Source organism: Methanosarcina sp., from assembly GCF_028693135.1.
GTDB lineage: Archaea > Halobacteriota > Methanosarcinia > Methanosarcinales > Methanosarcinaceae > Methanosarcina.
Map to the genome: position 1 here is coordinate 1 of NZ_JAQUVZ010000016.1, position 24861 is coordinate 24861.

Annotated in this window: 18 protein-coding genes and 3 tRNA genes; 13 read left to right on the plus strand and 8 right to left on the minus strand. The window is 40.3% G+C overall.

Features of this window, described 5'->3' with window-relative positions; genetic code table 11:
- Window positions 1-332 precede the first annotated feature (332 nt).
- Entirely contained in the window at window positions 333-3161 is a 2829-nt protein-coding gene (locus PHF18_RS09330; protein ID WP_300101599.1) for an NACHT domain-containing NTPase, read from the plus strand.
- Between the two features lie 720 nt (window positions 3162-3881).
- Here the strand turns inward: PHF18_RS09330 and PHF18_RS09335 are convergent.
- Window positions 3882-4721 carry a metal-dependent hydrolase gene (locus PHF18_RS09335; RefSeq protein WP_300101602.1) on the minus strand — a complete coding sequence of 280 codons (840 nt, stop codon included), beginning with the start codon at window positions 4719-4721 and terminating at the stop codon, window positions 3882-3884.
- 273 nt (window positions 4722-4994) lie between these two features.
- On the opposite strand from PHF18_RS09335, the gene PHF18_RS09340 reads away from it, so the two are divergent.
- On the plus strand, window positions 4995-5414 hold the full coding sequence (locus PHF18_RS09340; RefSeq protein ID WP_300101604.1) for a pyridoxamine 5'-phosphate oxidase family protein: 420 nt from the start codon (window positions 4995-4997) through the stop codon (window positions 5412-5414).
- Between the two features lie 510 nt (window positions 5415-5924).
- Here PHF18_RS09340 and PHF18_RS09345 read toward each other — a convergent pair.
- The 4 genes from PHF18_RS09345 to hdrA form a co-directional block, all read right to left on the minus strand.
- A complete protein-coding gene (locus tag PHF18_RS09345) occupies window positions 5925-6248 on the minus strand; it encodes a hypothetical protein (RefSeq protein WP_300101606.1) in 324 nt (107 codons plus the stop codon).
- Window positions 6249-6651: 403 nt separating this feature from the next.
- Window positions 6652-7596 (minus strand): ferredoxin:CoB-CoM heterodisulfide reductase subunit HdrB, encoded by a 945-nt coding sequence (gene hdrB / locus PHF18_RS09350; protein WP_300101609.1) that lies wholly within the window; start codon window positions 7594-7596, stop codon window positions 6652-6654.
- On the minus strand, window positions 7550-8260 hold the full coding sequence (gene hdrC / locus PHF18_RS09355; RefSeq protein WP_300101611.1) for a ferredoxin:CoB-CoM heterodisulfide reductase subunit HdrC: 711 nt from the start codon (window positions 8258-8260) through the stop codon (window positions 7550-7552). Before hdrC ends, hdrB begins: the two co-directional genes overlap by 47 nt.
- Window positions 8257-10734 carry a ferredoxin:CoB-CoM heterodisulfide reductase subunit HdrA gene (hdrA, locus tag PHF18_RS09360; protein WP_300101614.1) on the minus strand — a complete coding sequence of 826 codons (2478 nt, stop codon included), beginning with the start codon at window positions 10732-10734 and terminating at the stop codon, window positions 8257-8259. Before hdrA ends, hdrC begins: the two co-directional genes overlap by 4 nt.
- Window positions 10735-11329: 595 nt before the next feature.
- Between hdrA and PHF18_RS09365 the strand changes: the two genes are divergently transcribed.
- Window positions 11330-11731, plus strand: a complete 402-nt coding sequence (locus tag PHF18_RS09365; protein WP_300101617.1) for a transcriptional regulator — start codon at window positions 11330-11332, stop codon at window positions 11729-11731.
- Window positions 11732-12422: 691 nt separating this feature from the next.
- Window positions 12423-12836, plus strand: coding sequence for a transcriptional regulator (locus PHF18_RS09370; RefSeq protein WP_300101620.1), 414 nt, complete (start codon window positions 12423-12425; stop codon window positions 12834-12836).
- Between the two features lie 930 nt (window positions 12837-13766).
- On the opposite strand, the gene PHF18_RS09375 is transcribed toward PHF18_RS09370, so the two are convergent.
- Window positions 13767-13840: transfer RNA gene (locus tag PHF18_RS09375), tRNA-Ile, on the minus strand.
- 62 nt (window positions 13841-13902) lie between these two features.
- A tRNA-Ile gene (locus PHF18_RS09380) sits at window positions 13903-13979 on the minus strand.
- Between the two features lie 227 nt (window positions 13980-14206).
- Here PHF18_RS09380 and PHF18_RS09385 point away from each other — a divergent pair.
- Window positions 14207-14278 (plus strand) — tRNA-Ala (locus PHF18_RS09385).
- Between the two features lie 283 nt (window positions 14279-14561).
- On the opposite strand, the gene PHF18_RS09390 is transcribed toward PHF18_RS09385, so the two are convergent.
- The gene (locus PHF18_RS09390) at window positions 14562-17243 is read right to left on the minus strand and encodes a PGF-pre-PGF domain-containing protein (RefSeq protein ID WP_300101622.1); all 2682 of its coding nucleotides are present in this window, start codon (window positions 17241-17243) and stop codon (window positions 14562-14564) included.
- Window positions 17244-17895: 652 nt separating this feature from the next.
- Here PHF18_RS09390 and PHF18_RS09395 point away from each other — a divergent pair.
- The 8 genes from PHF18_RS09395 (at window position 17896) to PHF18_RS09430 (ending at window position 24692) form a co-directional block, all read left to right on the plus strand.
- Entirely contained in the window at window positions 17896-18546 is a 651-nt protein-coding gene (locus PHF18_RS09395) for an SdpI family protein (RefSeq protein ID WP_300101625.1), read from the plus strand.
- Between the two features lie 117 nt (window positions 18547-18663).
- A complete protein-coding gene (locus tag PHF18_RS09400; protein ID WP_300101628.1) occupies window positions 18664-19143 on the plus strand; it encodes a peptidylprolyl isomerase in 480 nt (159 codons plus the stop codon).
- A gap of 3 nt (window positions 19144-19146) precedes the next feature.
- Window positions 19147-19698: a peptidylprolyl isomerase gene (locus PHF18_RS09405; protein WP_300101631.1), complete on the plus strand. Its 552-nt coding sequence runs from the start codon at window positions 19147-19149 to the stop codon at window positions 19696-19698.
- 130 nt (window positions 19699-19828) lie between these two features.
- Window positions 19829-20323, plus strand: a complete 495-nt coding sequence (locus PHF18_RS09410) for a peptidylprolyl isomerase (protein ID WP_300101634.1) — start codon at window positions 19829-19831, stop codon at window positions 20321-20323.
- 172 nt (window positions 20324-20495) lie between these two features.
- Entirely contained in the window at window positions 20496-20894 is a 399-nt protein-coding gene (locus PHF18_RS09415) for a hypothetical protein (protein ID WP_300101637.1), read from the plus strand.
- 74 nt (window positions 20895-20968) lie between these two features.
- The gene (locus tag PHF18_RS09420) at window positions 20969-22147 is read left to right on the plus strand and encodes an NDP-sugar synthase (protein ID WP_300101639.1); all 1179 of its coding nucleotides are present in this window, start codon (window positions 20969-20971) and stop codon (window positions 22145-22147) included.
- A 783-nt stretch (window positions 22148-22930) separates the two neighbouring features.
- Window positions 22931-23986, plus strand: a complete 1056-nt coding sequence (locus tag PHF18_RS09425) for a flippase-like domain-containing protein (protein ID WP_300101642.1) — start codon at window positions 22931-22933, stop codon at window positions 23984-23986.
- Window positions 23987-24095: 109 nt separating this feature from the next.
- Entirely contained in the window at window positions 24096-24692 is a 597-nt protein-coding gene (locus PHF18_RS09430; protein WP_300101645.1) for a diacylglycerol/polyprenol kinase family protein, read from the plus strand.
- Window positions 24693-24861: the final 169 nt, after the last annotated feature.

Below are 24861 nucleotides of genomic sequence, written 5' to 3' on the forward strand. Positions count from 1 at the left end.
TATGATGTCGTTTAGCACTCTGGCAATATGATTTTCAGGAACAAACTCTTCCAAGTTAAATGGAAGTAAAAATTGCTGCTTTTGATCGTACCTTTTGAACATGGTGAAACACTGGTATTAATTTCTTAAAAAGTATACTTTTTAAGAAATAATTATTTTTAAAGAAGATAAGCATTTCGATATTTCTTACCCAAATGTACGATCGTGTATAGTTTTGAGACAGCCTGTGTAAATCGATATGCCTATTTTTTAAGTATCCTGGAATTGAGTGTATAATACGCCAAATATATGCAGCAAATATACATCAAGATAACATTCATGAAAACATTGAAATGATTAACAAAGAATTCACGCTTTTATTGTCAAACTACTTTGAGATTAAAGAGGAAATAATTTCGGGTCTTTCTTCATTACTTTTTAATATATTTCTCAAAGGATGTCAAGAAACACTCAACAAGCAAATTTCTAATGGGGAAATTGCAGCACTATTAGCTACATCAAATTATCATTCAAAAGTAATTATAGATGAATTAACTGGAATCAAAAAAAATATAGAATTTCTCTCAACAGATGAATTAAATTTCAAAGAAATTAAGGAGTTTTTTGAGAAATACCGCAATGTCTTGAAAAACAGAAATGAATACATAAAAATCTCAAACTTTGAGGGCGGTGTAAGAAAACCCATCGAGAAAATCTATGTCTGCCCAAATTTCATCAAGAGAAGTAAAGAAAATGAAAATAATAACCCTTTCGAGTTTTTTGATTTTCTTTCAAAAGTACATCGTGTTGTATTGTTGGGTGATCCAGGTAATGGAAAAACTACCTTCACCAAAAAAATATGCTATGAACTTTCTGCTAGATATTCAGAACGACTTTTTGCAGGAAGAGAAATGGTTCCTTTTGTAGTGGTGATTAGAGATTATCATGCCGAAAAAACGAAAAATAATATTTCGATTATCGATTTCATAAATGAAGAGTTCAGTAATGACTTTCAAATAGAACCACCAAAAGGCACTTTTGAATATCTGCTATTAAACGGATATATTTTGTTAATATTTGATGGACTTGATGAACTTATAGATACAAGATATAGAGAAAAAATGGTAAACGAAATAGAATCATTCTGCGCTCTTTATCCGTCGATTCCAATAATAATCACTTCACGTAGAATAGGTTATGAGCAAGCCGCTTTAAGAGAAGATATGTTTGAGATATATGAAATGACTTGTTTTAATCAAGCTCAAATAAAAGAATATGTCGAAAAATGGTTTAATCTAGATTTCGAATTAAGGCCAAATGAAAGAAGTGAGAAAGCAAAGCGCTTCATGATAGAAAGCGAAAAAGTCTCTGATCTTCGTTCTAATTCTTTAATGTTATCTTTAATGTGCAATATATATAAGCAAGAAAATTACATTCCAGAAAATAGGCCTAAAATATATCAAAAATGCGCCGAAATGTTGTTCAAAAAATGGGATAAACATAGAGGAATTAATCCCGAAATCACGATACAAGACTCAAAAATAGAATCTCTAATTTCTCATCTGGCTCATTGGATATATACAAACGAATCTTCAAAAGAAGGTGTAAGTGAGGAGGAATTAATAAAGAAATCAACCGAGTATCTTTACCCCTCTACCTATGAAGATAAAGATGAAGCCAAAGCGGTGGCAACAGATTTTGTAAAGTTCTCAAGGGGGAGCGCATGGATACTTACTGCCATTGGTTCCACGAAGGACCAAGAGCTATATAAATTCACACACAGGACTTTTTTGGAATATTTCACAGCAGATTGGTTTTGTAGAAATTATGAGGAAACAAAAGAATTAACCAATGAGCTGATTCCAAAAATTAAAAGAAGAGAATGGGATGTGGTAATTCAGTTAGCATTTCAGATAAGGGGAGAATACTCAGAAAGTGCTACAGATAAAATACTTTCTACTATATTGAGCGTAGCAAAGGAATCAACGACTATGGAACGTAAAAATTTACTATCCTTTGCAGCAAGAAGCTTGGAATTTATGACTCCAAATCCAAACTTAGTTAAGGAAATTACAAAAGAGTGCTTTGAATTCTCTCTTTGTCTTGGGAAAAATACCATTGAAAAAATGATAGAATCAGGAGAATTTGAAACAGAGATTTTGCATTTAGGGGATCCCATTAAACCAATTTTAGACTTAAAATATTCTGTTAGAGAAAACCGAACCAAGGTTGTTGAAACATTAAATAATTTGATATTATACTATATTAATAGCCAAAACGAGTATGAAGCAATACTAGCCGCAGAGATAGGTTTTGGATTGAATGAATCTCTAAATATGGGCAAAGATTTTGATAAAAAAGAGCAACTTTACTGGGATAATGTATCAATTGATATAATAAAAGAATGTTATGCACATAACAAGTCTGTTTTTGAAGAGAATATACATTTATGTATACAATCTTACAATGTCATATTTGATAACAAAATAGAACTTATCCTTAAACTGTATGGTCTGAAAGGGATATTATTTGATTATTCTAATTCTATGCTTCCAAACACTCGTACTTCTGGGATTGGACAAAGATTGTTAAGTAATACGTTTGAATATGGTAGTCATCCAGGAAATCAAGTTTTTTATTCATATGTAGAGCAAAATATAGAGACAATATCAGAGACATTAAAGAGAATTGGAGAATTTTGTTTAGAGTGCTCTCTGCCCCTTGATATAAAAGAAACATATTTATCTGGGACAGAAATGTATACAAACTGGGCACCTTATTTTTCGCGAAATGAGTCTCAGAATCTTAGTTGTGAGAAAAATGAGTTGAGTATTGGATTTAATTACTCAGATTCTGCAGCCATCTTTGGAGAGTTTTGCCTATTTGCCATTTTTTTGGAACTGAATCTCAGTTCGAAAGAACCGGGTGTTAAAGAGCTTATCGATACAATAGATCTGAGTCCTCTAACTAATATTTTATTGATATGGTCTGAAGATCGCGATTACATGGAAATAGGAAATGAACTTGATAAAATAAAATTCACTGATAGACAAAAAGAGTTCATTGCAAATTGGGTTCAAAAGAAGAGCTGCATTCTAAATGTATCCAGTAGAAACAGAGAGATTAAGAGATATAGAGATTTTGTTAAGGACTCGTTACGAAATAACCTCGGTAACGCATAATTATTTTGGAAGTTACTCGAGCGGCTTGCTTGTGAAAATGGTTGAGTACAGTCTAAAAAGTTGCCTATTTTATTTCGCGGTGTGTCCTAAGTATAAAAAGAAATAATAAACAAAGTGTTCTTTCCAATTTGATGGAACTCCTGATAAATAATCAATGTATGCGTAAATAACTGAATAATTTTACCACTCCAGAACGCGGTAAGAGATCATCTCAGTAGTTATGCAGAGGTTTCTTTTCCTTGAAAGTACTAATTGTTAATCAATAATTACCTTCCGGGACTTATCCTCATTATTAAGGCTCTTTTTCCGCCTTAAAAGCAGATTGAAGCCATTATTTGCCTTCTTTTGATTTCAGGAGAGCATCAAACAAATCAGGAATTCTATCTTCACTTTCCTTTGATTCTTTGGTTTTTATGTAATCGTACTTCCCGAAGAACTCGGATAGTGCTTGGGATGCTATGTCAGAACCGCTTGAAAACTTAGGAGTTTCAGCTAAACTCTAAACATCGTTTTTTGATCCAGTGAGACACAGTTGCGTGAAGTTGCTCTTTTTTCTTTACGATTCCAGCCATTCACAGTCTCAGGTTATTAAACTTCATTCTTAAGTTTCCTTGGAAACTTTTCTCCAGATAGGCTGGAATTGACCTATAATTACCTTCTAAGGTTTACCCTCTTAATTCTCGTTCTTTTTTTCGATTCTAGCTCAACCTCATTTAAATCTCACAATCTTTTGTTCCCAAGATTCCTTCTTTTTTTTACAGTATCTTGCTTCCCAATTCTATTTACTGCTCTCTCTAATTCCCGGACCTTTTTAGCATCCTGCATCCATAGATTATCGTTATCAATTTTTGCGGTAAGAAATATCAAACCCCATATTAACGCAACAAATGCAAAAATAAGGAGGTAAATACCCGAGTCGTTTACGTCTATAGCCCCCAGCGAATGAAGGATCAACAACCCTGCAGAGAAAAACAATAGAGAGATTCTGTATAATAAAGGCCTGATATCCTTTTTTCCTTCTATTTTGTTACCTGTGTAAATACTACCTTTTAATTCGCCGGTTCCAAATGGAAATAACCACCTTATCCCGGAAACCGTGCAGGAATCTTCGAGTAAGTGTAAGAATTGCCCAGATATCAAACCTAAGAATAAGAAACCTATAAGAGTAGCATTTATTCCATGGAAAATGAAATAGCCAACTATTGTTGTCAACAAAGTGAGTACAAAGGAGCTTATTAATACTCCAATAGGAGAATGCATTACACCTCTATGTTGTTCCTCTACAACGTATTCAAGATTCATTTTTTCTTTTAAATTGAAGAAACTGAAAGAAAAAACTATCAGCTTATGAAGAGGAACCATGAGATCATAAACGATTTTGAAATCATAGTGTAATTTGGGCTTTCCACCACAGTCTGCATCAGGTGTTAGCGAGCCTATGATAGCAGCCACAAGTACACAGAAGGCATATACAGGCTGCGGGTTATCTGAAAATATAAGTGGAATCGTAAATGGAAATACTGTTCCAAGTGTTATAGAAACATGATCTTTACCCAACATATATAAAAAGATAAGTCTGAAACTATATCAATTTATTTTATATGATGCCGGGGGAATCTCAAATGAATATTCTGAAATAAAAAAATCCCCAATTGAATTCAGAATGGAATTCTTACATCAAGCGAAGTATTAAACATACTCACGACTCATATTTATCGCAGCTTGTATATCCAATAAAGCTCTTTTCCGGGCAGTACTTTCGGATCAAGCGGCCTGCTCATTCAATTTTTCAGGAGAAGGGCGAGAAAAGAAATTTGTGATAGGGGATTTAACATGACGTCAAAATTGATGGACTACTTTAACAAGCAACCGAGAATTGGGGTTCTCAGCACAGCAAGTAAAGACGGAAAGGTAGATTCGGCTGTTTTAGGTTCGCCTCAGATGACCGATGAAAAGACCGTTGTAGTTGCAACAGGTAAGAACCGCACGTTTGCAAACCTTCAGGAGAACCCTTACGCAATGTTCCTGATAATGGAGCCAGGAGCAGATATTATGAGCTGGAAAGGGATCAGGGTTTATCTGAAGATGAAAGAATCTGCGACTTCAGGAGAAATGCTTGATATGATCAAAAGCCAGATCGCAAAAATGGCCGGTGAGGAAGCGGCAAAGATGATATACGCAACTGCCACCTTCGAGATCATTGAGTTGAGACCTCTCGTTGATATGGGACAGGGCTGGGAGAAATCAATCTGAGTTTTCAGAATTTACAGAATAAAGCCGGGAAAAAGTAAGCCCTGCATAAAAGTACCTGAAAAAAGATAAAATCAAAATCAAAATCAAATTGCATGTGGCCACCCCACCCTAAACAGGCTGTCCGATAATTCGATTTTTGGGTAATAAATATGTAAAAATTGAGGAATCTAAAGCCTTAAAACCGAAAAAAAAGGAATTCAGTTATTATTGGCAGTAATTGTCGGACAGCCTCTAAAGGACTGGATATTCGTGACCCTCTGCACTCCTGAAGTAATAAATATTTAGCAGTCTTATATAAGATAAGCCCATGCCAAGGTTTTCAGCTACTTTTCGTCAGTGACTTTCCTTTTAAATTGAGGTCACAGATCCAAAGCCATTATCCAGTGAATTCTCTTATATCACCAACTCAGTGACTTCCCCCGAATACGGTCACTGATTAAAAAAGTATTTGATTTATGGCATGTTGCACATTTTTTTCATTGAGGCATGGAGGAACATAATTTCAAATGATTATTTTTTTACACGTCTGATCAGATGTGCTCTAATCAATGTACGAGCTTCTGTAGGAGATATTGGAATTGGTTCGTCTCTCGTCCATAATTTATAGGGCATTCCCCCACTGCTTTTAATACCGTCAATTGAGACATACACATCATCGCTGATCCATTTTCCAACGGTCTCTTTTTGATCAGATCCCCCATATGACCTGATAACTTCGGAGGGTTCACTGGTCTCAAAATCAGCAGCCCTCATTCTCCATTCTGATTTTACACTTTTTCTCGGTTCTTTTGCATTGTATGGCATAATAACTTCTGTAAATAGATCCGTAAACATGTTTATATATTCTCGCAGTTCATTATTTATAAAAAAGTTATAGAATAAATATTTTAAAGTTGTATTGTAACTGTCATTGCAAAAGTTTAGGTCTATAGGTCAATAAATTTCCATGGATATATGTTAGCCCAGGATTCGCACAAGATCTTCTATGCATAATTTACAAACCTAATTCATGCATCTTCAGTTAAGAGAGGAATCATGATAAGTTGCCCTATTTCTACAACATCTCTCAAAAACATATATTGGTATGAAGCTGGAACAAGGTATCAAATTTGAGACTAATTTTTGCTCCAAAATCGACAGTATACAGTAAGCCCTGCATGAAAGGTGCCTGAAAAAAGAGAAAATCAAAATAAAAAAGATGACAGGTTCAACTTTAAAGCGGGGTTTAAATCAGGCTTTATATTATTCCCATCTTTTCAAGAAAACCTTCCAGAGGCACGGAGTGAGTCTGGAAACCGCATACTTTGTAGGGATCTGCTCCCATTGAAAGAGCTACGAACTGGGCAATATTCATGTGCACCATGTCGTACTCTACCCCGAACTCTTTTTCAATTACGGGCTGGTAACGGTCGTACTGTATCTGACAGTTAGGACACATATGGAGCATCAGTTCTACCCCCTCCCTCTGAAGGCTGTCAAGCTTTGCTTTTGTTACCTGAAGAGAGGTGTTTTTATTAAGGTGGATCTGAGAAAAACCCATTCCGCAGGTAAGAGAGCGATCTTCGTACCAGCGGACAGGGGATGCCCCGCAGGCTTCGGCTACCGTATCTATAAGCTGAGGGTTTTCGGGGTTTCCGACTACATCAAGATATTTGACTTTATAGTAATGGCAGGCATGATGAGAGGCTGTTTTAACTCCTGAGAAATCGAATTTCTTCTCATCAGGGATCCGGCTGACTTTACTCAGGAGGACCTCAACTGCATGATAGATGTTGGTCCGCGGGTTCATATCGCCCTTTTCGTAAACCAGGTCATCTAAACCTTTTTCTCTGAAGATGGAATTAACTTTTTCCCGGACCTCAGTGTTGTTGTTAAGGAGTTCACATGCATCCTTATTTACGGCATAACAGGTTGAACAGAGACAGGTTATGTTGGGATACCCGCACTTTTTGGCGACTGCAAAGTTCCGGGCTGCAATGGCTGCTGTTGTGAGCCCCTCAAAGACATCGGTGTAGTGCCCGATCCCCGTGCAGCAGGACTGCTCATCGTTTACACAGTAATCCACCCCGAGCCGGTCAAACACGTAACTGGTAGCTGTTTCTATTCCAGGGTATTCCTGCCCGACCATGCAGCTCTTAAACAGTAAGAGCTTGCTGTCCGGTATACTCTCTATCGCTTTCAAAGCCGAAGCCTCCCCGTTTTTTTTCGTTTTTAGTCCCGGCGGGCTTCAGGAACCCGTGAATTTTGTTTTCCTGGATCCTTGCTTTAATCCATTTTTCCCTTTCAAAATAACCCGTGCTCTCAAGAATAGCCTGGACTTCCCCATGGGTATCTCTGACATCCCTGGAGCTGAGCCCCAGTTCGGAACGGATAGGCTCCAGATTCCTTTTAATTCCAATCCAGCGCTCCCCAAGGTCTTTTTCCATATTCTTGACACCGGCGCCCGGGACCTTACTGGCTCCGTTTTCTGCAAGGAATTCTCCAATTTCAAGGAAATAGGCAAGCTTTTCAACCCCGATTCCTTCGTTGATAGCCATCTGTCGCAGCACCTGCACGATTGTTGCAGGGCTGTTGTTCCTGGGACAGCGTAAATTGCAGGAATAGCAGTAGAAGCAGGACCAGATCATTTCAGATTCAAGCACGCTGCGGTCGTTTTCTATCACCTTTTTCACAATCTGCCGGGGGCTGTAATCCGTAAACCGGGCTGCAGGACAGGAAGCGGTGCAGGCTCCACACTGAATACAGCGGTCCAGTCCCATGGATTCAGGGGTTCGGATACTTTTTTTTGCGGTCTCTGCAAGAGTTTTACACTCGGGGGTATCGAATTTGTTTACATATGGCTTCATCTAATCACCTCTCCTTCCCGAGCAAGGCGGATAAAAGTTCCTGCAAGCCCTTTTGTGTTCGGGACATAGGTTTTTTTGAAATAGATCCGGTTTCCTGAATCTCCAAGTTCTTCTTTGAGTTTTTCAACGTGTCTGGTAGTAAGAGGATATATTATCTCGGCTCTCGGGCTGTCAGGCGGGTCTTCTACAAAAAGGACAGATGAAGCCCCGTGCTTAAAGGCATGCAACACCAGGTCTCTGTCCACTACCAGGCATGTAGGGACCTTAATCAATTTAACATTTGAAGGGTATGTGAGCACACTATTACCTATATTATCACAGGTAAGGGAAGAAATCCCGCTGTTTACAAAGCCAAGCACATCTCCTTCTTCGAGCACACCCTCTATCTCGGCTTTTAGCTGGGGTTTCGTAAAGCCCGCGATCTGGATGGCTCCATCCTTGCAGAGCTCGGTACAGTACCCACAGCCCGTGCAAATAAGTGGATCAAGAACAACCCTTCCGCTCTCATTCAGGGAGAGAGCCTCGAAGGGACATTTAAGGCATTCTCCACAGCGTGTGCAGAGCACCTGGTTGATGACTGCAATTTCGTTATCCAGCATTTTCGGGCTGTCCGTAATGAAAGCCCTCGCCCTTATAGCTGCAAGTCCGGCCTGAGCAATGGTATCCGTAACATCTTTAGGGCTCTGGGCAGTCCCGCAAACAAAGATTCCGTCAAGGGAACTGTCTACTGGTTTTAATTTGGAGTGCCTTTCCTTAATAAAGCCGCTTTCGTCCTGGCTCAGGTTCAGCACACTGGCAATTTTCCTGGTCCCCGGAGAAGGGGTCATGGCCGCGGAAAGTACAACAAGATCAGCAGGAAGTTCCCTCATTTTCTGGGAAAGGGTATCTTCGACCCTTACAACAAGGCTCTTGTCCGGCTTTTCTACAACTTCGGCAGGCCTTCCCCTCACAAAGTTGACTCCGGTTTCCTGAACTGCACGGTAATAGTTTTCATAAAAACCAAAAGCCCTTATATCAATATAGCAAATTGTGATTTCCATTTCAGGATATTTTTTCTTAACCAGGCTTGCGTGTTTCAGAGCCGCCATACAACAGTATCTGGAGCAGTAGCGGTTTCCCCCCTCTTTTTCGTCCCTTGAGCCCACGCACTGGATCATGACTATTCTTTTCGGCGTTTCGGCACCAGGGGAAAGAGCAGAGGAAGGATCAGAGGAAGAGTCAGAGGAAGAGTCAGAGGAAGAGTCAGAGGAAGGGGCAGAGGAACTTTCGCGCCCTGAAGTGCAGGCTGCAGGAGTTGGAACTGCAGAAGCTTTACTGAAATCGGAGATCCTCAGAAGTTCCCCTTTTGTAGGGCCATTGATGCCGAGGACTCGGGCAAGTTCCATCTGGGTCAACACATTTTCAAAAATTCCGTATCCGTACTGGGGTTTCTGGGATGCGTCATACTCCTCAAAACCGGTGGCAACAACAACTGCACCTACGTTAAGTTCAACAATTTCTTCCTTCTGGGAAAAATCAATTGCTCCGGTTTTACAGGCATCTGCACATTTTCCGCAGGCTTCCCCGTTTAACTGGAGGCAATAATCGGGATCAATACAGTAAATCTTGGGGACTGACTGAGAGAAGCGAAGAGAAATTGCCTTTTTGTCCATATAGCCGCAGTTGAACTCGTCTTCAACCAGGGTAGGACAGACCCGGCTGCACCTTCCACATGCTGTGCAGCTGTCTTTCACATATCTTGGCTTCTTCTTTAACCTGATAGTAAAGTTTCCTGCGCTTCCACTCAGGCTTTCAACTTCGGTCCAGGTTAAAAGTGTAATTTTCGGGTGGGCTGCAACCTCGTTCATCAGAGGGCTGAGTGAGCACATTGCACACTCTTCCGCAAGTTTGTCAGGGGAAAATATCTTCCCTATTTTCGCCATCTGCCCGCCTATGCTGGAATCTTTTTCAACAAGGAAGGTGGAAATCCCGTTATCTGCAAGGTTCAGAGCAGTTGTAATTCCTGCTATCCCCCCACCTATAACAAGGGCCTGCTGAGCAATATCCACTTTTATTTCGTCCAGAGGTTCTATGTTTTCCAGGCGTTTTAGCTTGGCCCGCAGGAGGGAAAGAGCTTTTTCAGTAGCTCCTGTTCTTTCAGGATGCACCCAGGCGCACTGTTCCCTTAAATTTGCAATTTCAAGCCCTGCCCTATTCAATCCGGTTTCCTGGATGCACTTTTTAAAGAGAGTACCATGCTTGGAAGGAGTGCACGAACCTATTACTACCCTGTCCAGATTCCCTTCCATAATCTTATTTTTAATAAGGGACTGCCCCTGGCTTGAACACAGGTACTCATAATCAAAAACCGAGATCCCTTCTGCCTTAAGGGTTTTTTTTACAGCATCTATATCAACGTGTTCGGAAATGTTCCCGCTGCAGTGGCAGATAAATACGGCAGCTTTGTTCAGCCTGTCAGTCGTCCCATCAATCATTATACTAAATCTCACAGGGATTCGTATTTAAGGCTTGCCTGAAAAAATGAAAGAATAACCCAAAACGGACAATTGGAGTTAAATAGTTGCAAAAACCGGATATTTTTAAAAGAGAAAGGAGATTTTAACGCACATCAATTTCAGTTGTACTCTGGTTAAAACCCTCAGATCGGATAATATATGTTCTCAAATGTTTTACTCCTATATATACCTGAATGGAGAACTGCAAAAACTCATGTTGCTCAGTTTGTTCCGTAATCTGTCGCTCCATAGATTTCAGAGATAAATTTAATGCCTCTAATTGTCAGAAAGTTTTTATATGCATATAATTATATATAGGGAGAGAGTATTATTATTTAAATGAAATAAGGTGTCAGATTTGTCGGCACTTTCCAAAATTTTAAATTTAAATACAAAAATTAGAAAGTATCCATTTGAATTAAAGAGTATCCATTTGAAATAATTGAAATAAATAATTCATTAAAATTCATTAAAGTTGTTCGTTTGAAAATAATATATTTCCATGATCTGATGATACTGGATAAAACATAATACCGGAGCTGAATATAAGGTGCTCTAAGGGTATAAACGGCAGATGATAGTTGTGGCAGATAATGGGTTAACATCAGAAAAAAATGATTTTAAAATGGGAGAGGTTGAGTACGAAATGGTCGAGCTTTTGAGGAGGCTTAATATAAACAGACCTGTAGCCTTAACACTTGCATGCCTCTCAAAAGGAGAAGAGATTTCTTCCCAGTGTATAGAAATGGTATCAGGCTTGAGACAGCCGGAAGTCAGCATTGCAATGCGTTACCTTCGGGAAAATGAATGGATAGATATGAGGGAAGAAAAGAAGAACCAGGGCAAAGGCAGGCCGGTAAAGCTGTATAAACTGACAGTCCAGATGGATAAAATTATTGACACAATCGAAGAAAACATCATTGCTGAGAGCAATACCATATTCCAAAACATAGAACGTCTCAAGAACCTTTCCTGAAGAATCGGTGAAAAAATAGAGTTAAAGCAATTTTTTCTTACAATCTCATATGGGAAAGGTCGTTCTAAAATAAAAAACCTGGTAATATAACCCGAGAATACCTTTCCACAAAAAGGCAGTTAAATTAAAGATTTCTTATCCTCTTTTTACTTTCTCTTTTTTACTCCAGTTCAGGTTTGAGATCCCCATAATTATTTTATCAATTATTCAATATATTTAGCACCTATTGTTTCTACAACAAATTATTTCTACTCGAAAAATTTAACGCTGTCCTGCCGAATCCAGGTCTTAGTGCCACAAATTAGTTCCACAAATTAGTTCCACAAATTAGTTCCACAAATCTTTGATATATCTACCGATCTACCTGCAAACTGGCATTTTATGATATGGCAATTAATTATAAAGAGAGAATTATAAAGAGATAAAGATTCGGAAGTATAAAAAGAATTATTTTAATAAAAGAATTATTTTAATAAGAGGCAAGTCAGGGCACTTCACACCGTTTATAGAAAAAATGCCTCCTAAGTGTTAACTGCAAGCAATTAAGAAAAACAGAATCATTAGACAGATTAGATAGAATGTCAACCATAAAAACAGTTTGAGATATAATTATGGATTGATATATATTAATAATAAAACATAAGTAAATATTTATATTAATTCACTCTATAATGGTTCTTCGGGTGATTTAATGGTAGATGAAAGTGGTTTAGCTCTAGAAACTACCGACATAAAGAACGAGATTCCCCTATCCATGGGATCAAGCGAATATGAAATGATAGAATTATTCAGGAAGATCAATATCAGCAGGCCGATTGCTCTTACCCTCACCTGCCTGGCAAAAGGAAGGGAAATCTCTTCCCAGAGCATCGAAATAGTCTCTGGCCTTAGGCAACCGGAAGTCAGTGTTGCAATGCGGTACCTCCGCGAAAACGACTGGATAAACATCCGGGAAGAAAAGAAATCAAAAGGTAAAGGCAGACCAATCAAGCTCTACAGGCTAACGGTTCCAATGGACAGCATTGTTAGCAAGATAGAAGACGAAATCATAGCCGAAAGCAGACTTGTGCTGAGGAATATCGAACGCCTGAAGCATATTGCCTGAAATTTATGATGGGGAATAGAATGGCCTGAAATTAGGGGCAGGATTTCATTCAGTAAATACCTGAATTTCTGCTGTCCGGAAGCCTTTCTGTCTTAAAGGGGACTATCCCCACCCTCACTTTTTTTCCTAACAACAACTTTTTTGTTACGATTGTTTTCTTTCCTTCAAGTTCACCTCTAATTAAGAAAATCCCTATGTTATTTCAAAAACTACTTCTAATTGGTGTCCACATCGATAAAGTTTATTTTTTAGAGGAAAAAGAAAAACTGGCTTATCTAAAATCCTGAATTCTGATCCTTACAACATCATTCGCGGTCTCTTGTCGTTCCTGTCAAGCCCGAATTGCGACTCGCCCGAATTGCGTCTCGCCCGAATTGCGTCTCGCCCGAATTGCGTCTCGGGAGTACGCGGTCCTTTTCGCTGCGCTCAAGAGGACTACTTTATGGGTTTTAGCTGAGCTGCGATCAAGAGGACTACTTTATGGGTTTTAGCTGAGCTGCGATCAAGAGGACTACTTTATGGGTTTTAGCTGAGCTGCGATCAAGAAGACTATTTGTGGGTTTTAGCTGAGCTGCGATCAAGAGGACTATTTGTGGGTTATAGCAGTGAATTTCGCTCGTTCAAGCGGATTAAATTACAAAGATCTCTGATCCGTACAACCTGATTCACCATACTAGGGCGTTCTTGCCACGCTCGATGCAGGAGAGCGGTCTTTTCAAGAAGGAAAATTAAGAAAAGAGGAAAAAGAGGAAAGACCAGAAATAAAAGCCAGAAATAAAAACCAGAAAGTAAAAGCGAAGATGAAGGCATAAGAAACAAATAAGAAACAAATAAGTAACCAGCAGGTAAACTCCGCTGAAAGACCTGTAAAGATTAAAGAACAGAGAAACAAAAAAGAATAGATTTAGTAGAAAGTTAGAGAAAATATAGTGGGCCCGCTGCGATTCGAACGCAGGACCTCACGGTTATCAGCCGTGCGCTCCACCAAGCTAAGCTACGGGCCCGAAATGAAGGTAAATGCAGTTTAGAAAACCTGAAAGTTCTCCGAAAAGAATTTGTTGAATTGTGGTGGGCCCGCTGCGATTCGAACGCAGGACCTCACGGTTATCAGCCGTGCGCTCCACCAGGCTAAGCTACGGGCCCATATATCAGGTTTTTTTCGAATTACCGGAGTTGAAAGGCTTTTTTCGGGAAAACATCCCAATCCGACAACACTTCTAATACTCGAATTACTACTTATAACTTTTGCTCGAATATTCAAGATTTCCCAGATCCGAAATTTTATTTACAGGAAGCTGAGCCTACATAGCGATAGTTTTATATAAGATACTGAGTGTATGAGGGAGTGCTGACGAAGCAAAATACAACGTGGGCCGGTAGATCAGGGGTAGATCGCTACCTTGGCATGGTAGAGGCCTCGGGTTCAATTCCCGACCGGTCCACTTAAAAATAATAAACATTTCTGAATTATCTCGTTTTTGAATAATCTCGTTTTTACTTTTACTATATCAGTCCTTTTTTAAAATAGAATCCCTTTTTGAAATTGTTTTGTATATGAGCCGATCTGAAACTTAAGATTTGCTTCTTTAAGATTTGCTTCTTTGAATCTCGGCTCTTGGAGACTTAATCAAGTTTCGGGTCACAAAAATAATTCTGAAAACTTTCCTCACAGAAAAGATCGAAAATTGAGAATGAAACGCCGTGAAGCGCTCCATTTTCATTCCCTCATTTTGGAAGCTGGCTATAAATGATCGCGCATATCAAGCCTAAACAGAGTATGCCAATTATATTATAGACTGGGATACCAGAAAATTTAGTGTTCTCGCCCTGCTCCGCACCCGTATCCAAACCTATACTTTCATTACCTTCGTTATGCAGGGACCGGGTTTCCAGAGCAGTACTTTGTTCGGTTACTTTTTCAGAGGCACCTTTTGACGTCCCTGTTATTGCAAAGGAAGAAAACCCAGGAACATCGGTTGTGAAATACAGATAATTTGCATCTTCCCCTGAGAGGTTGGCCAACAGCTGCTCCCACTTTTTGTCGCTGTACCTGTTGAGGACGATTGAAGCCTGATCTACCTTTTTATCCTGTATCCAGGTCTTTTCAACCTTGAAACAGATGACGGGGTTTTCGATATTCTTTGAGGTTGCAAATCCACTGTTTCCTACCCATACATTAAAGGACTTATAGACTTCCCCGGAAGGCAATTCGGAAACAAGTGCGGATTTACTTTTTAATTGTTCAACAATGGTTGTGGTCTTGCCTACATTCTTCTTTGCATCAAAACCCACATACACAACACAGGTTGCCTTCTTCGTAAACTCAAACTTTACTTCTTTGCCATTTGTGACAAATACCTGTGAAAGCTCCTTTACTTCAACATTCTTTGCAGGCTCAGGAGACCCTCCACCACCGCCTCCACCGCTGCTGCTTCCACCGCTGCTTCCGCTGCTGCTGTAGTGTTCTTCTGCACTGGAAACAGTTATTGTGGCATGTTTCGAAGCTGTCCCGTTTACATTGACTGCAGTAAGGTTAACGCTATATGTCCCTGGAGCTGTGAACACATAAACAAGGGATTCATCGGTAGAGTCAGAAATTCCATCATTGTTAAAGTCCCAGTTCCTCGATGTTGCATCTTGTGAAAGATCAGTAAAGAGGACAGAAAGAGGAGCAGAACCACTTGTAATATTCGCACGGAAGTCTGCTACAGGAAGAATTCTATTTTCATTTTCTTCTTTCTCTTTTTCCAGTACAGTTATAGCAGCAGTTTTTGAAGATGTTCCGTTCTGGTTACTTACTCTCAAGTTGACGGTATAAGTTCCCGGAACTGTGTACACATGAACAAAGCTTTCCTTACTTGAGTCCCTGGTTCCGTCATTGTTAACATCCCAGCTCCTCGATGTTGCATCCTGTGAAAGGTCGGTAAAAAGAACTGAAAGGGGGACATTCCCGCTGGTAACATTCATGCTGAAGTCTGCTACAGGAAGGATCTCAACTTCCTCTTCCTCTTTTTCCAGTACAGTTATAGTAGCAGTTTTTGAAGATGTTCCGTTTGGATTGATCGCAGTTAGTTTAACAGTATAAGTTCCCGGAACTGTGTACACATGAACAAAGCTTTCCTTACTTGAGTCCCTGGTTCCGTCATTGTTAACATCCCAGCTCCTCGATGTTGCATCCTGTGAATGGTCGGTAAAAAGAACTGAAAGGGGGACATTCCCGCTGGTAACATTCATGCTGAAGTCTGCTACAGGAAGGATCTCAACTTCTTCTTTCTCTTTTTCCAGTACAGTTATAGCAGCAGTTTTTGAAGATGTTCCGTTTGGATTGATCGCAGTCAGTTTGACAGTATAAGTTCCCGGAACCTCATATACATAAACCGGATTCTGGACAGCAGAGTCAGTTTGTCCGTTGTTGTCAAAGTCCCAGCTCCATGAATCTGCATTTTGTGAAAGGTCTGTAAAGAGAACTGAAAGAGGAGCAGAACCGCTGGTCGTACTTGCCTTGAAATTTGCAACAGGGAGTACCGGTGCAGGCTCCGTTCGGGGGGTAACAAGGGGGAAGTAGTCAATTACATTCCCATCGACCTTGTACGCTTCTTCTGCAATCCCGTCGCCGTTCTGGTCAAGATGTGTTTGTGAGAATCCATCTCCTGCAGGTGTACCCCAGAAATTACCACCAATGTAGGGACCACCTATGATGTTTTTGCCTGCAGTCTTTGAGGTGTTTAATTGGGCATTTCCGTCAGACTCCAGCTTCAGGTTGATATCGTTACTAAAATAATTATTATATATTGTAGCAGAGTCATCGGTTATGCGTATACCTACATCACAGTCTTTGAATGTGTTTCCTGTAACGACATGACCGCCACCTCCGTAGCCAAATGCTATCCCTATGTAACAGTTTTGGAATGTGTTTCCGGTGATTTTATTATCAATACTGTCAAATGTAGATACACCAGCTGGACTCCCTGTAAAGAGGTTATTCATTACTATCTGATTTCCATACAGGTAGTTGTTACCCATACTTACACCGCAGCCTTCAAACCTATTGTTCCGGATTGTACATTCCGTACCGGCCCGGTCAAAATCAACTCCCTTCGTGATCGTTAATGCCTCTATTCTTGATGACATATATAGATTAAAACCACCAACTGAAGGATATCCCGAAGCCCCTTTTATTGTCACAGACACATTTACCTGGATTCGTTCATCGTTTGGATATGCTCCAGGCTGCACGATAATCGTATCTCCATCAACCGCGTCATTTAACGCAGCCTGGATTGTCGTATAATTTCCAGGTCCATCGTCATCAACATAAATCGTTGCAGCTGCCGCACTGCCAGCAATAGCCTGAAGTGCAAGAGCCACTGTAAATAAAATCGATAATCCTCTTTTTATTTGCCACACAAGAAGAACCCCTGTAAAGTATTTTAGCATCTCAACATCAATAGTTGCCGTAAATCCCCATTTTAAACTGTATAAGACGCATTGTCTGGTTGAAATACTCGGTTTAAAGAATAAAAATATCTTGAACCACACTTATTGAGTTTTTAAATTAATTTATTTTACGAAATTGGCAATGTGATATAAAATTTACTAATTTGTCCTACATTTTATTGAGAAGTTTTTATTTTTGAGGTCACCTGCGAATAATAAACGGAAATTTTTTCAGAATATCCACATACTTTCATAACTCTCATCTTTCGATTTATGTACATTCCATTTTTCGGGGTATGGGAAAGATTAAAAATAAGATGCTATGGGGCATTCAAAAAAGAATTTGGCCAGTTATGAGAGAACCCCCTGGCAAGTGCCGTTGTTCTGCCCCGGATATATGGGAGTTCCCTTTATAGAGGCAGGATTGCAGCACTGATTGCCGGGTTTAGAATGAAGCCCGGAAAAAAAGTATCGTATCCAGGATAAGGTTTTCGGAAAACTTAAAGGTCGATAAGCATTCCCAAGCTTATATGGATTACTGGGTCCTTAGCCAGTCCATTAGCATTGGAAGACCTTTAAGTCCTCCACGTTTTTAAATATCTGAAAAATCAAAATAGTTTACATGCGTAAAGCCTTATTCGCAATAACAGGACTCGTCCTTCTGTCCTTCATCCTTTCAATATATTTTTACCCGCAGGTACCTGAACAGATGGCAACTCACTGGAACTCCCAGGGAGAAGTAAACGGCTATATGTCGAAACTCTGGGGGCTCTTTTTCATGCCTCTGATGATTACGGGCCTTGTAATCATGTTCCTGGTAATACCGAGAATTGACCCGAGGAAAGAAAATATAGCAAAATTCAGGAAATATTATGACGGGTTTATAGTACTTTTAATTTTGTTTATGGTTGCAGTCCACCTCCAGACACTGTTATGGAACACAGGGATTCAGATCAGCCCCAACGCCGTGATTCCTCCAGGAATAGGGATTCTGTTTTATTATATAGGGATTCTTATGGAAAATTCGGATCGGAACTGGTTCATAGGCATCAGGACGCCCTGGACTCTCAGCAGCGATAGAGTGTGGAAAAGAACTAACCGGCTTGGAGGGAAACTATTCAAGATAGCAGGAATAGCAGCAATCTTCGGGGCTTTTTTCCCGGGACTTGCAATCTACTTCATCGTTGTACCCGCAATTTTTGTAGCCGGGATTACTGTTGTTTACTCATATATTGAATATCAAAAGGAACTTAATGAAAATGTAAGGAAGTAAAAAATAAGGTTTAAAGATTCCTGTGTTTCCCGTTTCCAGGAATCGTTTTAACCGGTTCTAACGCCTTATTTATCATTACGTTTATCTAACATGCTCTCATTTGTCATAGTGATTGTTATGGCTGAAGAAATTAAAAATTTAAACAAACCAGTCGAAAACGGAGATACTATTTCCGTTGATTATGTGGGAAAATTGGAAGATGGTACAGTTTTCGATACCTCGGAAAAGGAAGCTGCCACTGAGGCAGGAATATACAATCAAATGAGAAACTACGAACCTCTGACGTTCACCGTGGGAGCAGGGCAGATGATTAAAGGCTTTGACGAGGGTGTAGTCGGGATGAAAGTGGGAGAAGAAAAAACTCTTGAAATTCCTCCCGAGGAAGCGTACGGAGAATATGTGGAAGAGTACGCAAAGGAACTGCCACGTAATGCTGTCGATTTTACTCCGGAAGTGGGGATGCAGCTGGCCACAGAAACAGGGCTTAGGGGCACTATCACAGAGGTAAGCGAGGAAAACTTCATTGTGGACTTCAACCATGAGCTTGCAGGCAAGACCCTGACATTCAAAATAAAAGTCGTTTCGGTGGAGGCATAAAAAATGAGGGCGGGGAGGGGGGCAACTTTAATTATATCCATTCTGCTTCTGGGGAGTATCCTTTTCGGAAGCGGATGCGCTGGCAGTGGAGACAGTCGCGTTGTAAAAACCGGAAACACAATTCAGGTGGACTACACTGGAAAGTTAGAAACCGGTACTGTTTTCGATACATCCATAGAAGAAATCGCAAAAGAGGCGGGCGTATACACAGAACAGAGAAACTATGTCCCCCTGACCTTTAAGGTTGGTTCGGGCCAGCTGATCAAGGGTTTTGACGAAGGCGTAATAGGAATGAAAATAGGAGAAGAAAAGACTTTGACAATTCCTCCCGAAAAAGCTTATGGGGAATATGATGAAGCAAGAATTCAGGCAGTACCCCTTGCGGATCTGAATCTGCCAGTGAAACCTGAAATTGGACAGACATTAAGCAGTAGTATGAACAGGAACCAGTTCAAAGTAATTGATGTAAATGAAACGCATGTTACTCTTGACTCTAACCACGAACTCGCAGGCAAGACTCTTACTTTCGAGATAAAGCTTATTTCAATAGAATAAAGCTTGATTCAGTTAAACCGATTTAAAACCCGGCTTATATTTCTTTAAAAAAGATGCACCCCTCTGGTAGCCAGGAAAAGATTAAGGACTGCCGAAAAACGATATAGAAAAAAAATCAGGAGAAGGGACAATGGAGAACTCTCGTACTGTGGAAAAGGGAGATTATCTCCTTATTAATTATACCGGAAAGCTTGAGAATGGAACAGTATTCGATACCACCTTAAAAGAAAAAGCTCTTGAAGCTGGAATATATGACGAAAAAAAAGAATACAAGCCTTTATTTTTCAGAACATACACCGGTCAGGTAATAAAAGGTATCGATGACGGGGTTCTTGGAATGCGAGAAGGAGAGGAAAAAACCCTTAAAATCGCGCCCGAAGACGCCTACGGAGAATCTAAAAGTTATCTCGTTCAGAAAATTCCTCTTTCAAGGCTTGAACTAAAGAACCCTCCAGAGGCAGGAAAAAAAATAATAACACCTGGGGGAAATGAAGTTAAAGTGCTCAATTCCACGGAAACTTACGCAACCCTTGATTTCAACCATGAACTTGCAGGCAAAACCCTGATCCTTGAAATAAAACTTGTTTCCATTGTAAACGGATCTGGAAATGTAAGCTGGTCTTGAAATAAATTTAAATAGTTTATCCTTGAAATAAATTCATATAGTTGATTCTTGAAATAAATTTATCTAGCTGATTCTTGAAATAAATTCATCTGGTTGATCATTGAAATAAATTTATTCAAGATAATTCACTATAAGATAATTTTAGGACCCACAAACTGGAAAGTGGTGGAAAATGGAAAAGGAAGAGAAAGTCGTGGTAGTGCTGCTCGTGATGGCATTGGTCTCTCTTTCGACAGCGTACCTGCTCTTCGGGCAGGAACTTGCAGGAGCCGGACAACAGTCAGAAGGAAAAGCCCTGCAGTACACCCACGAATCCGAAGTTGGGGAAAAAGTGTCTCTTGATGCCGAGGTATTAGGCAAACGATTTACTTATACAGGAGACCACCTGCTTTTGGAAGTGAACTTTGATTCCGAAGTCCTGAGCGTATTTATCCCGAAGACAGCAGGGGCTGAAGCCCTTAACGGATTAATCAATGAAGGAGACTTCATCAGCATAACAGGAATTGTTTCTGAATATGAGGGAAAAAAAGAGATAAGGGTGGAACGAAAAGAGGATATCACTCTGAAATAATCGTCATCAACAAGCTTTGAAACAGGAAGAACAGATCGTTAACCATATATCTATATAATAACATTTGAGGGAATATGAAAGCATGCATCATGTGCGGAGGCACAGGGACAAGGCTCAGGCCTCTGACCTTCAAACACCCGAAACCGAGCATACCGATTCTCAATAAACCATCAGTACTGCACCTGATAGAGCACCTTTCAAGAGAAGGGTTCAATGAAATAGTCATGACCCTTGGATACATGGGAGAACGCATAGAGGAACAGCTTGGAGACGGGCACATGTTCGGAGTACACATAGATTATGTGTATGAGAAAGAGAAGATGGGGACAGCAGGCGGGGTAAAAAATGCTGAAGAGTACCTGAAAAATGAGCCTTTTATCGTGCTTGGGGGAGACCACGTTCTTAACCTCGACCTGAGGGAGATGTACCGCTTCCATGAGACAAACGATGCGATAGTGACCATAGGACTCCTTTCCATTGACGACCCGAGGGAATTCGGGATTGCTGATATGGATATAAACAACCGGATCCACCGCTTCCTCGAAAAACCCAAGTCCGGCCAGATTTTCAGCAACCTTGCGAGTACAGGCATTTACATATGTGACCCTGAAATCTTCGACTGGATCCCTGAAAATAAAAAGTATGATTTTGCAAAAGACCTTTTCCCTGCCCTGCTAGCAGCAGATAAGAGAATTAACGGCGTGCTTGTCCGGGGAAAATGGACTGATGTAGGGAGTTCGGCAGCCTACAGGCAGGCCCAGCGCTGGATGCTCGATGCCCTTCCCGGGACCACCATAGAAGGAAACTTCACAACAAGAAACGCGAGGATACGAGGTCCCCTCTCCATAGGAAACAATGTGTCCATAGGATCGAATTCTTCCCTCGTTGGGCCCATTGTCATAGGAGAAAACACTGTAATTGGCGATAACGTCCTTATTGGGCCTTACAGCGTGATAGGTGCAAACTGTACTATCGATAATAATGCAAAGATTCTTTCTTCGTACCTTTTTGATGGTGTATCTATAGGTAAAAACTCCAACATCTCCGGAGCTATAGTTGCGGATGAAACCGCTGTCGGAGAAGAGTGCAGCATGGAGAATGGGACCGTAATAGGGCATAAAGTCGTTATAGGGAACAATTCTACTATACATTCGGGAGTAAAGATCTGGCCTAAAGTAGTGATCGAGAAGAATTCCAGCATAAAGGAAACTGTCGTCAATTCGGAATATGATACTACAAACGAAGGCTCCTGAAATACAGGTTTTTAAAAAAGTAAAAACCACTCTAAAATTAAGAGTAGAATTAAGAGTAAATCCAAAATTAAGAGTGAGTATACTCGAGAATTTGCATTGAGAATCTACATCGGAACCCGTATTCCAGGTCAAACGCATAATTCCAGGTCAAAAGATATGTTCGGGATTTTCCCGGACTCAATTAAAAATAATTCATAGCTTGGAAATACGGGTTTCTTGCAAATTCAAATTGAATTTTCAACGCTGATCCGAATTTTTGCTTTTGTGATTTTGTGATTTTGTGATTTTGTGATTTTGTGATTTTGTGATTTTGTGATTTTCCACGGCTCTCTGCCGGATTTTTGTTCGAATATTATCATTTCGGCACTCCCTTTTCAATTGGCTGGTATTTATTCTGAAATGCCTGCAAATAAAGTCTCATGCCTTCTTTCCACGCGCTGCGCCCGGCTTGAGCCCGCCTGCGTACAGTAGATAAAAACGAAAAATTAGACGGGCTGGAAACCTGATGCCAGATCTCAACCGTGTGCCGGGGGACAAATACCATATCTGATATGGATAATTTCTTTCTGATACGGATAATTTCCATTTCCTTATTTTGTAGTACAAGTCTCTTAAGAAAACAGTTGACCGTGACATATCTAACTTATCTTATACCGTTTATCATATATTGGAGAAAGAGGGTTCCTTAAATATGATAACACACTTACTAAGTGATAAAATTAAGAGATTTCAGTCAACTGCCCGCTAAATCTAAAGATTTAACGGGTTTCATTCAGAGGGTTTATGACCAGGTATAAAAAATGGCTAATCGGATCGCTGGTTATCAGCGCAGTATCAATTGCCCTGGTTACAGGCTTGACTTTTAACTCGGAAACTGTTGAAGCCCTGAAAAGAATAAAGCTGGAGTACATTCTGGCAGCTGCCCTCCTTCACATTAGCTCATACTTTATCTGGGGTATGCGGACCCGGGCTCTCTGCAAATCCCTGGGATACAGGATAAATATCCTAAAAATGACAGAGATAGTTATCTCAAGTACTTTTTTAGCAGGAATTACTCCTTCTTCTGCAGGTGGGGAGCTCCTGAGAGTCCACGGCCTGAGCAGGAACAAAATTCCTATCGGAAAGGCTACTGCCATCGTTGTAGGGGAACGCCTGCTTGACGCCATTTTCATCTTCTCCTGTCTGCCTTTCGCCTTATACATTCTTGGGGACATTCTATCAAATTATGAATTTGATGCAGCTTTATTAACAGCAAATATCCTTGTCTTTGTGCTCCTTGTCTTCTTTATTTACGGGGTCTGGAAACCCGAAAAAGTAAAATACGTAACTCACATGCTGACAGGGAGGCTTGCCCCTTTATTTGGAAAAAAGACAGATGCTGCAGTTTCACACTTAATGGAACAGATAGACAGGGAAATAGATAATTTTCATGACAGTGTCAGAGTCTTTTTTTCAGAAGGAAAACGAGGACTTCTCTGGGGAATTGCCTATACTTTTATATTCTGGATCGCAGAATTTTCAATACTCATCCTGATCCTGATGGGCCTTTCACGGACACCTTCAATTCTCACCGCCTTTGCAGCCCAGGTGCTCCTGGCTGTTATAATGGTAATACCCGCAACTCCCGGAGCAAGCGGGATTGCTGAATTAGGAGCAGCGTCCATCTTCTCTATTTTTGTAGATTCATCCGTCCTGGGAATTACCGTGCTTGCCTGGAGAACCCTGACATACCATATGAACCTTTTAATGGGAGGGCTAATGAGTCTGAAAATACTTAAAGACATGAATGTTATTAAAAAACTAATAGGAGACTCTGCCGAACCCCCCCAAAGTGCCTGAAAAAGTATTTCGAGCCGGAAAAAATTACTGTACAGCAAAGAAACCCGGTTTCCTCTAAGCCCACAGACCAGTATAGATTTATATTTTAGACTCACAAAATCTTTATGCTATGCCCTCCAGAGAAGTCATCTTTGAAGTCCTGAGAAAAAGTGTACATCTGGTTTCAGTCCTGATAGTGCTCATCTACGAATTTTACGGGAAAGACACAATTCTCTGGGTGCTCATGCTTTTCCTGATAACTGTCCTTTTCCTGGAATACTTCCGGCTCGAACATGGCATGAAAATTCCGATTTTCTATATGATGTACAGGGAACATGAAGCCGATAGTTGTGGGGGACACATCTTCTTCGCCCTGGGTGCAATTGCAACAATCTCCCTTTTCAGCAAAGAAATCGCTTATGCTGCAGTCCTTATGACCACCTTCGGAGACCTGGCTGCAGCCCTGATAGGAAAATTTTACGGAAAAAAAAGGATTTTCAAAAAAATCTTTAAAAACGACAAATCTCTTGAAGGTTCAACCTCCGAATTCATAATTGATCTGCTGGTCGGACTCGTAATAATTGGAGACCCCCTGGTGTCCCTCATAATGGCTTTTATTGCAACCCTTACGGAAACTGCAGTAAACAAGATAGATGATAACCTTGTGGTCCCCGTTTTTTCCGGTTTCTTCGGGCAGATGACCGTGCTTCTACTGATGCATTTGTGAACTACCCCTCCCTAAAATCTTCGCCTGACGGTGCAGATTTTTGAGGAAGGGATCTTCCCGCCTGCAGAGATAAAAATAGAAAAAACTGAGCCCTGATTAACCGGTTGATACTATTCAGGAATACCGAAAAAGATATCTCAGGCTTTTTCCTCGTGCGCTACACAGGGCT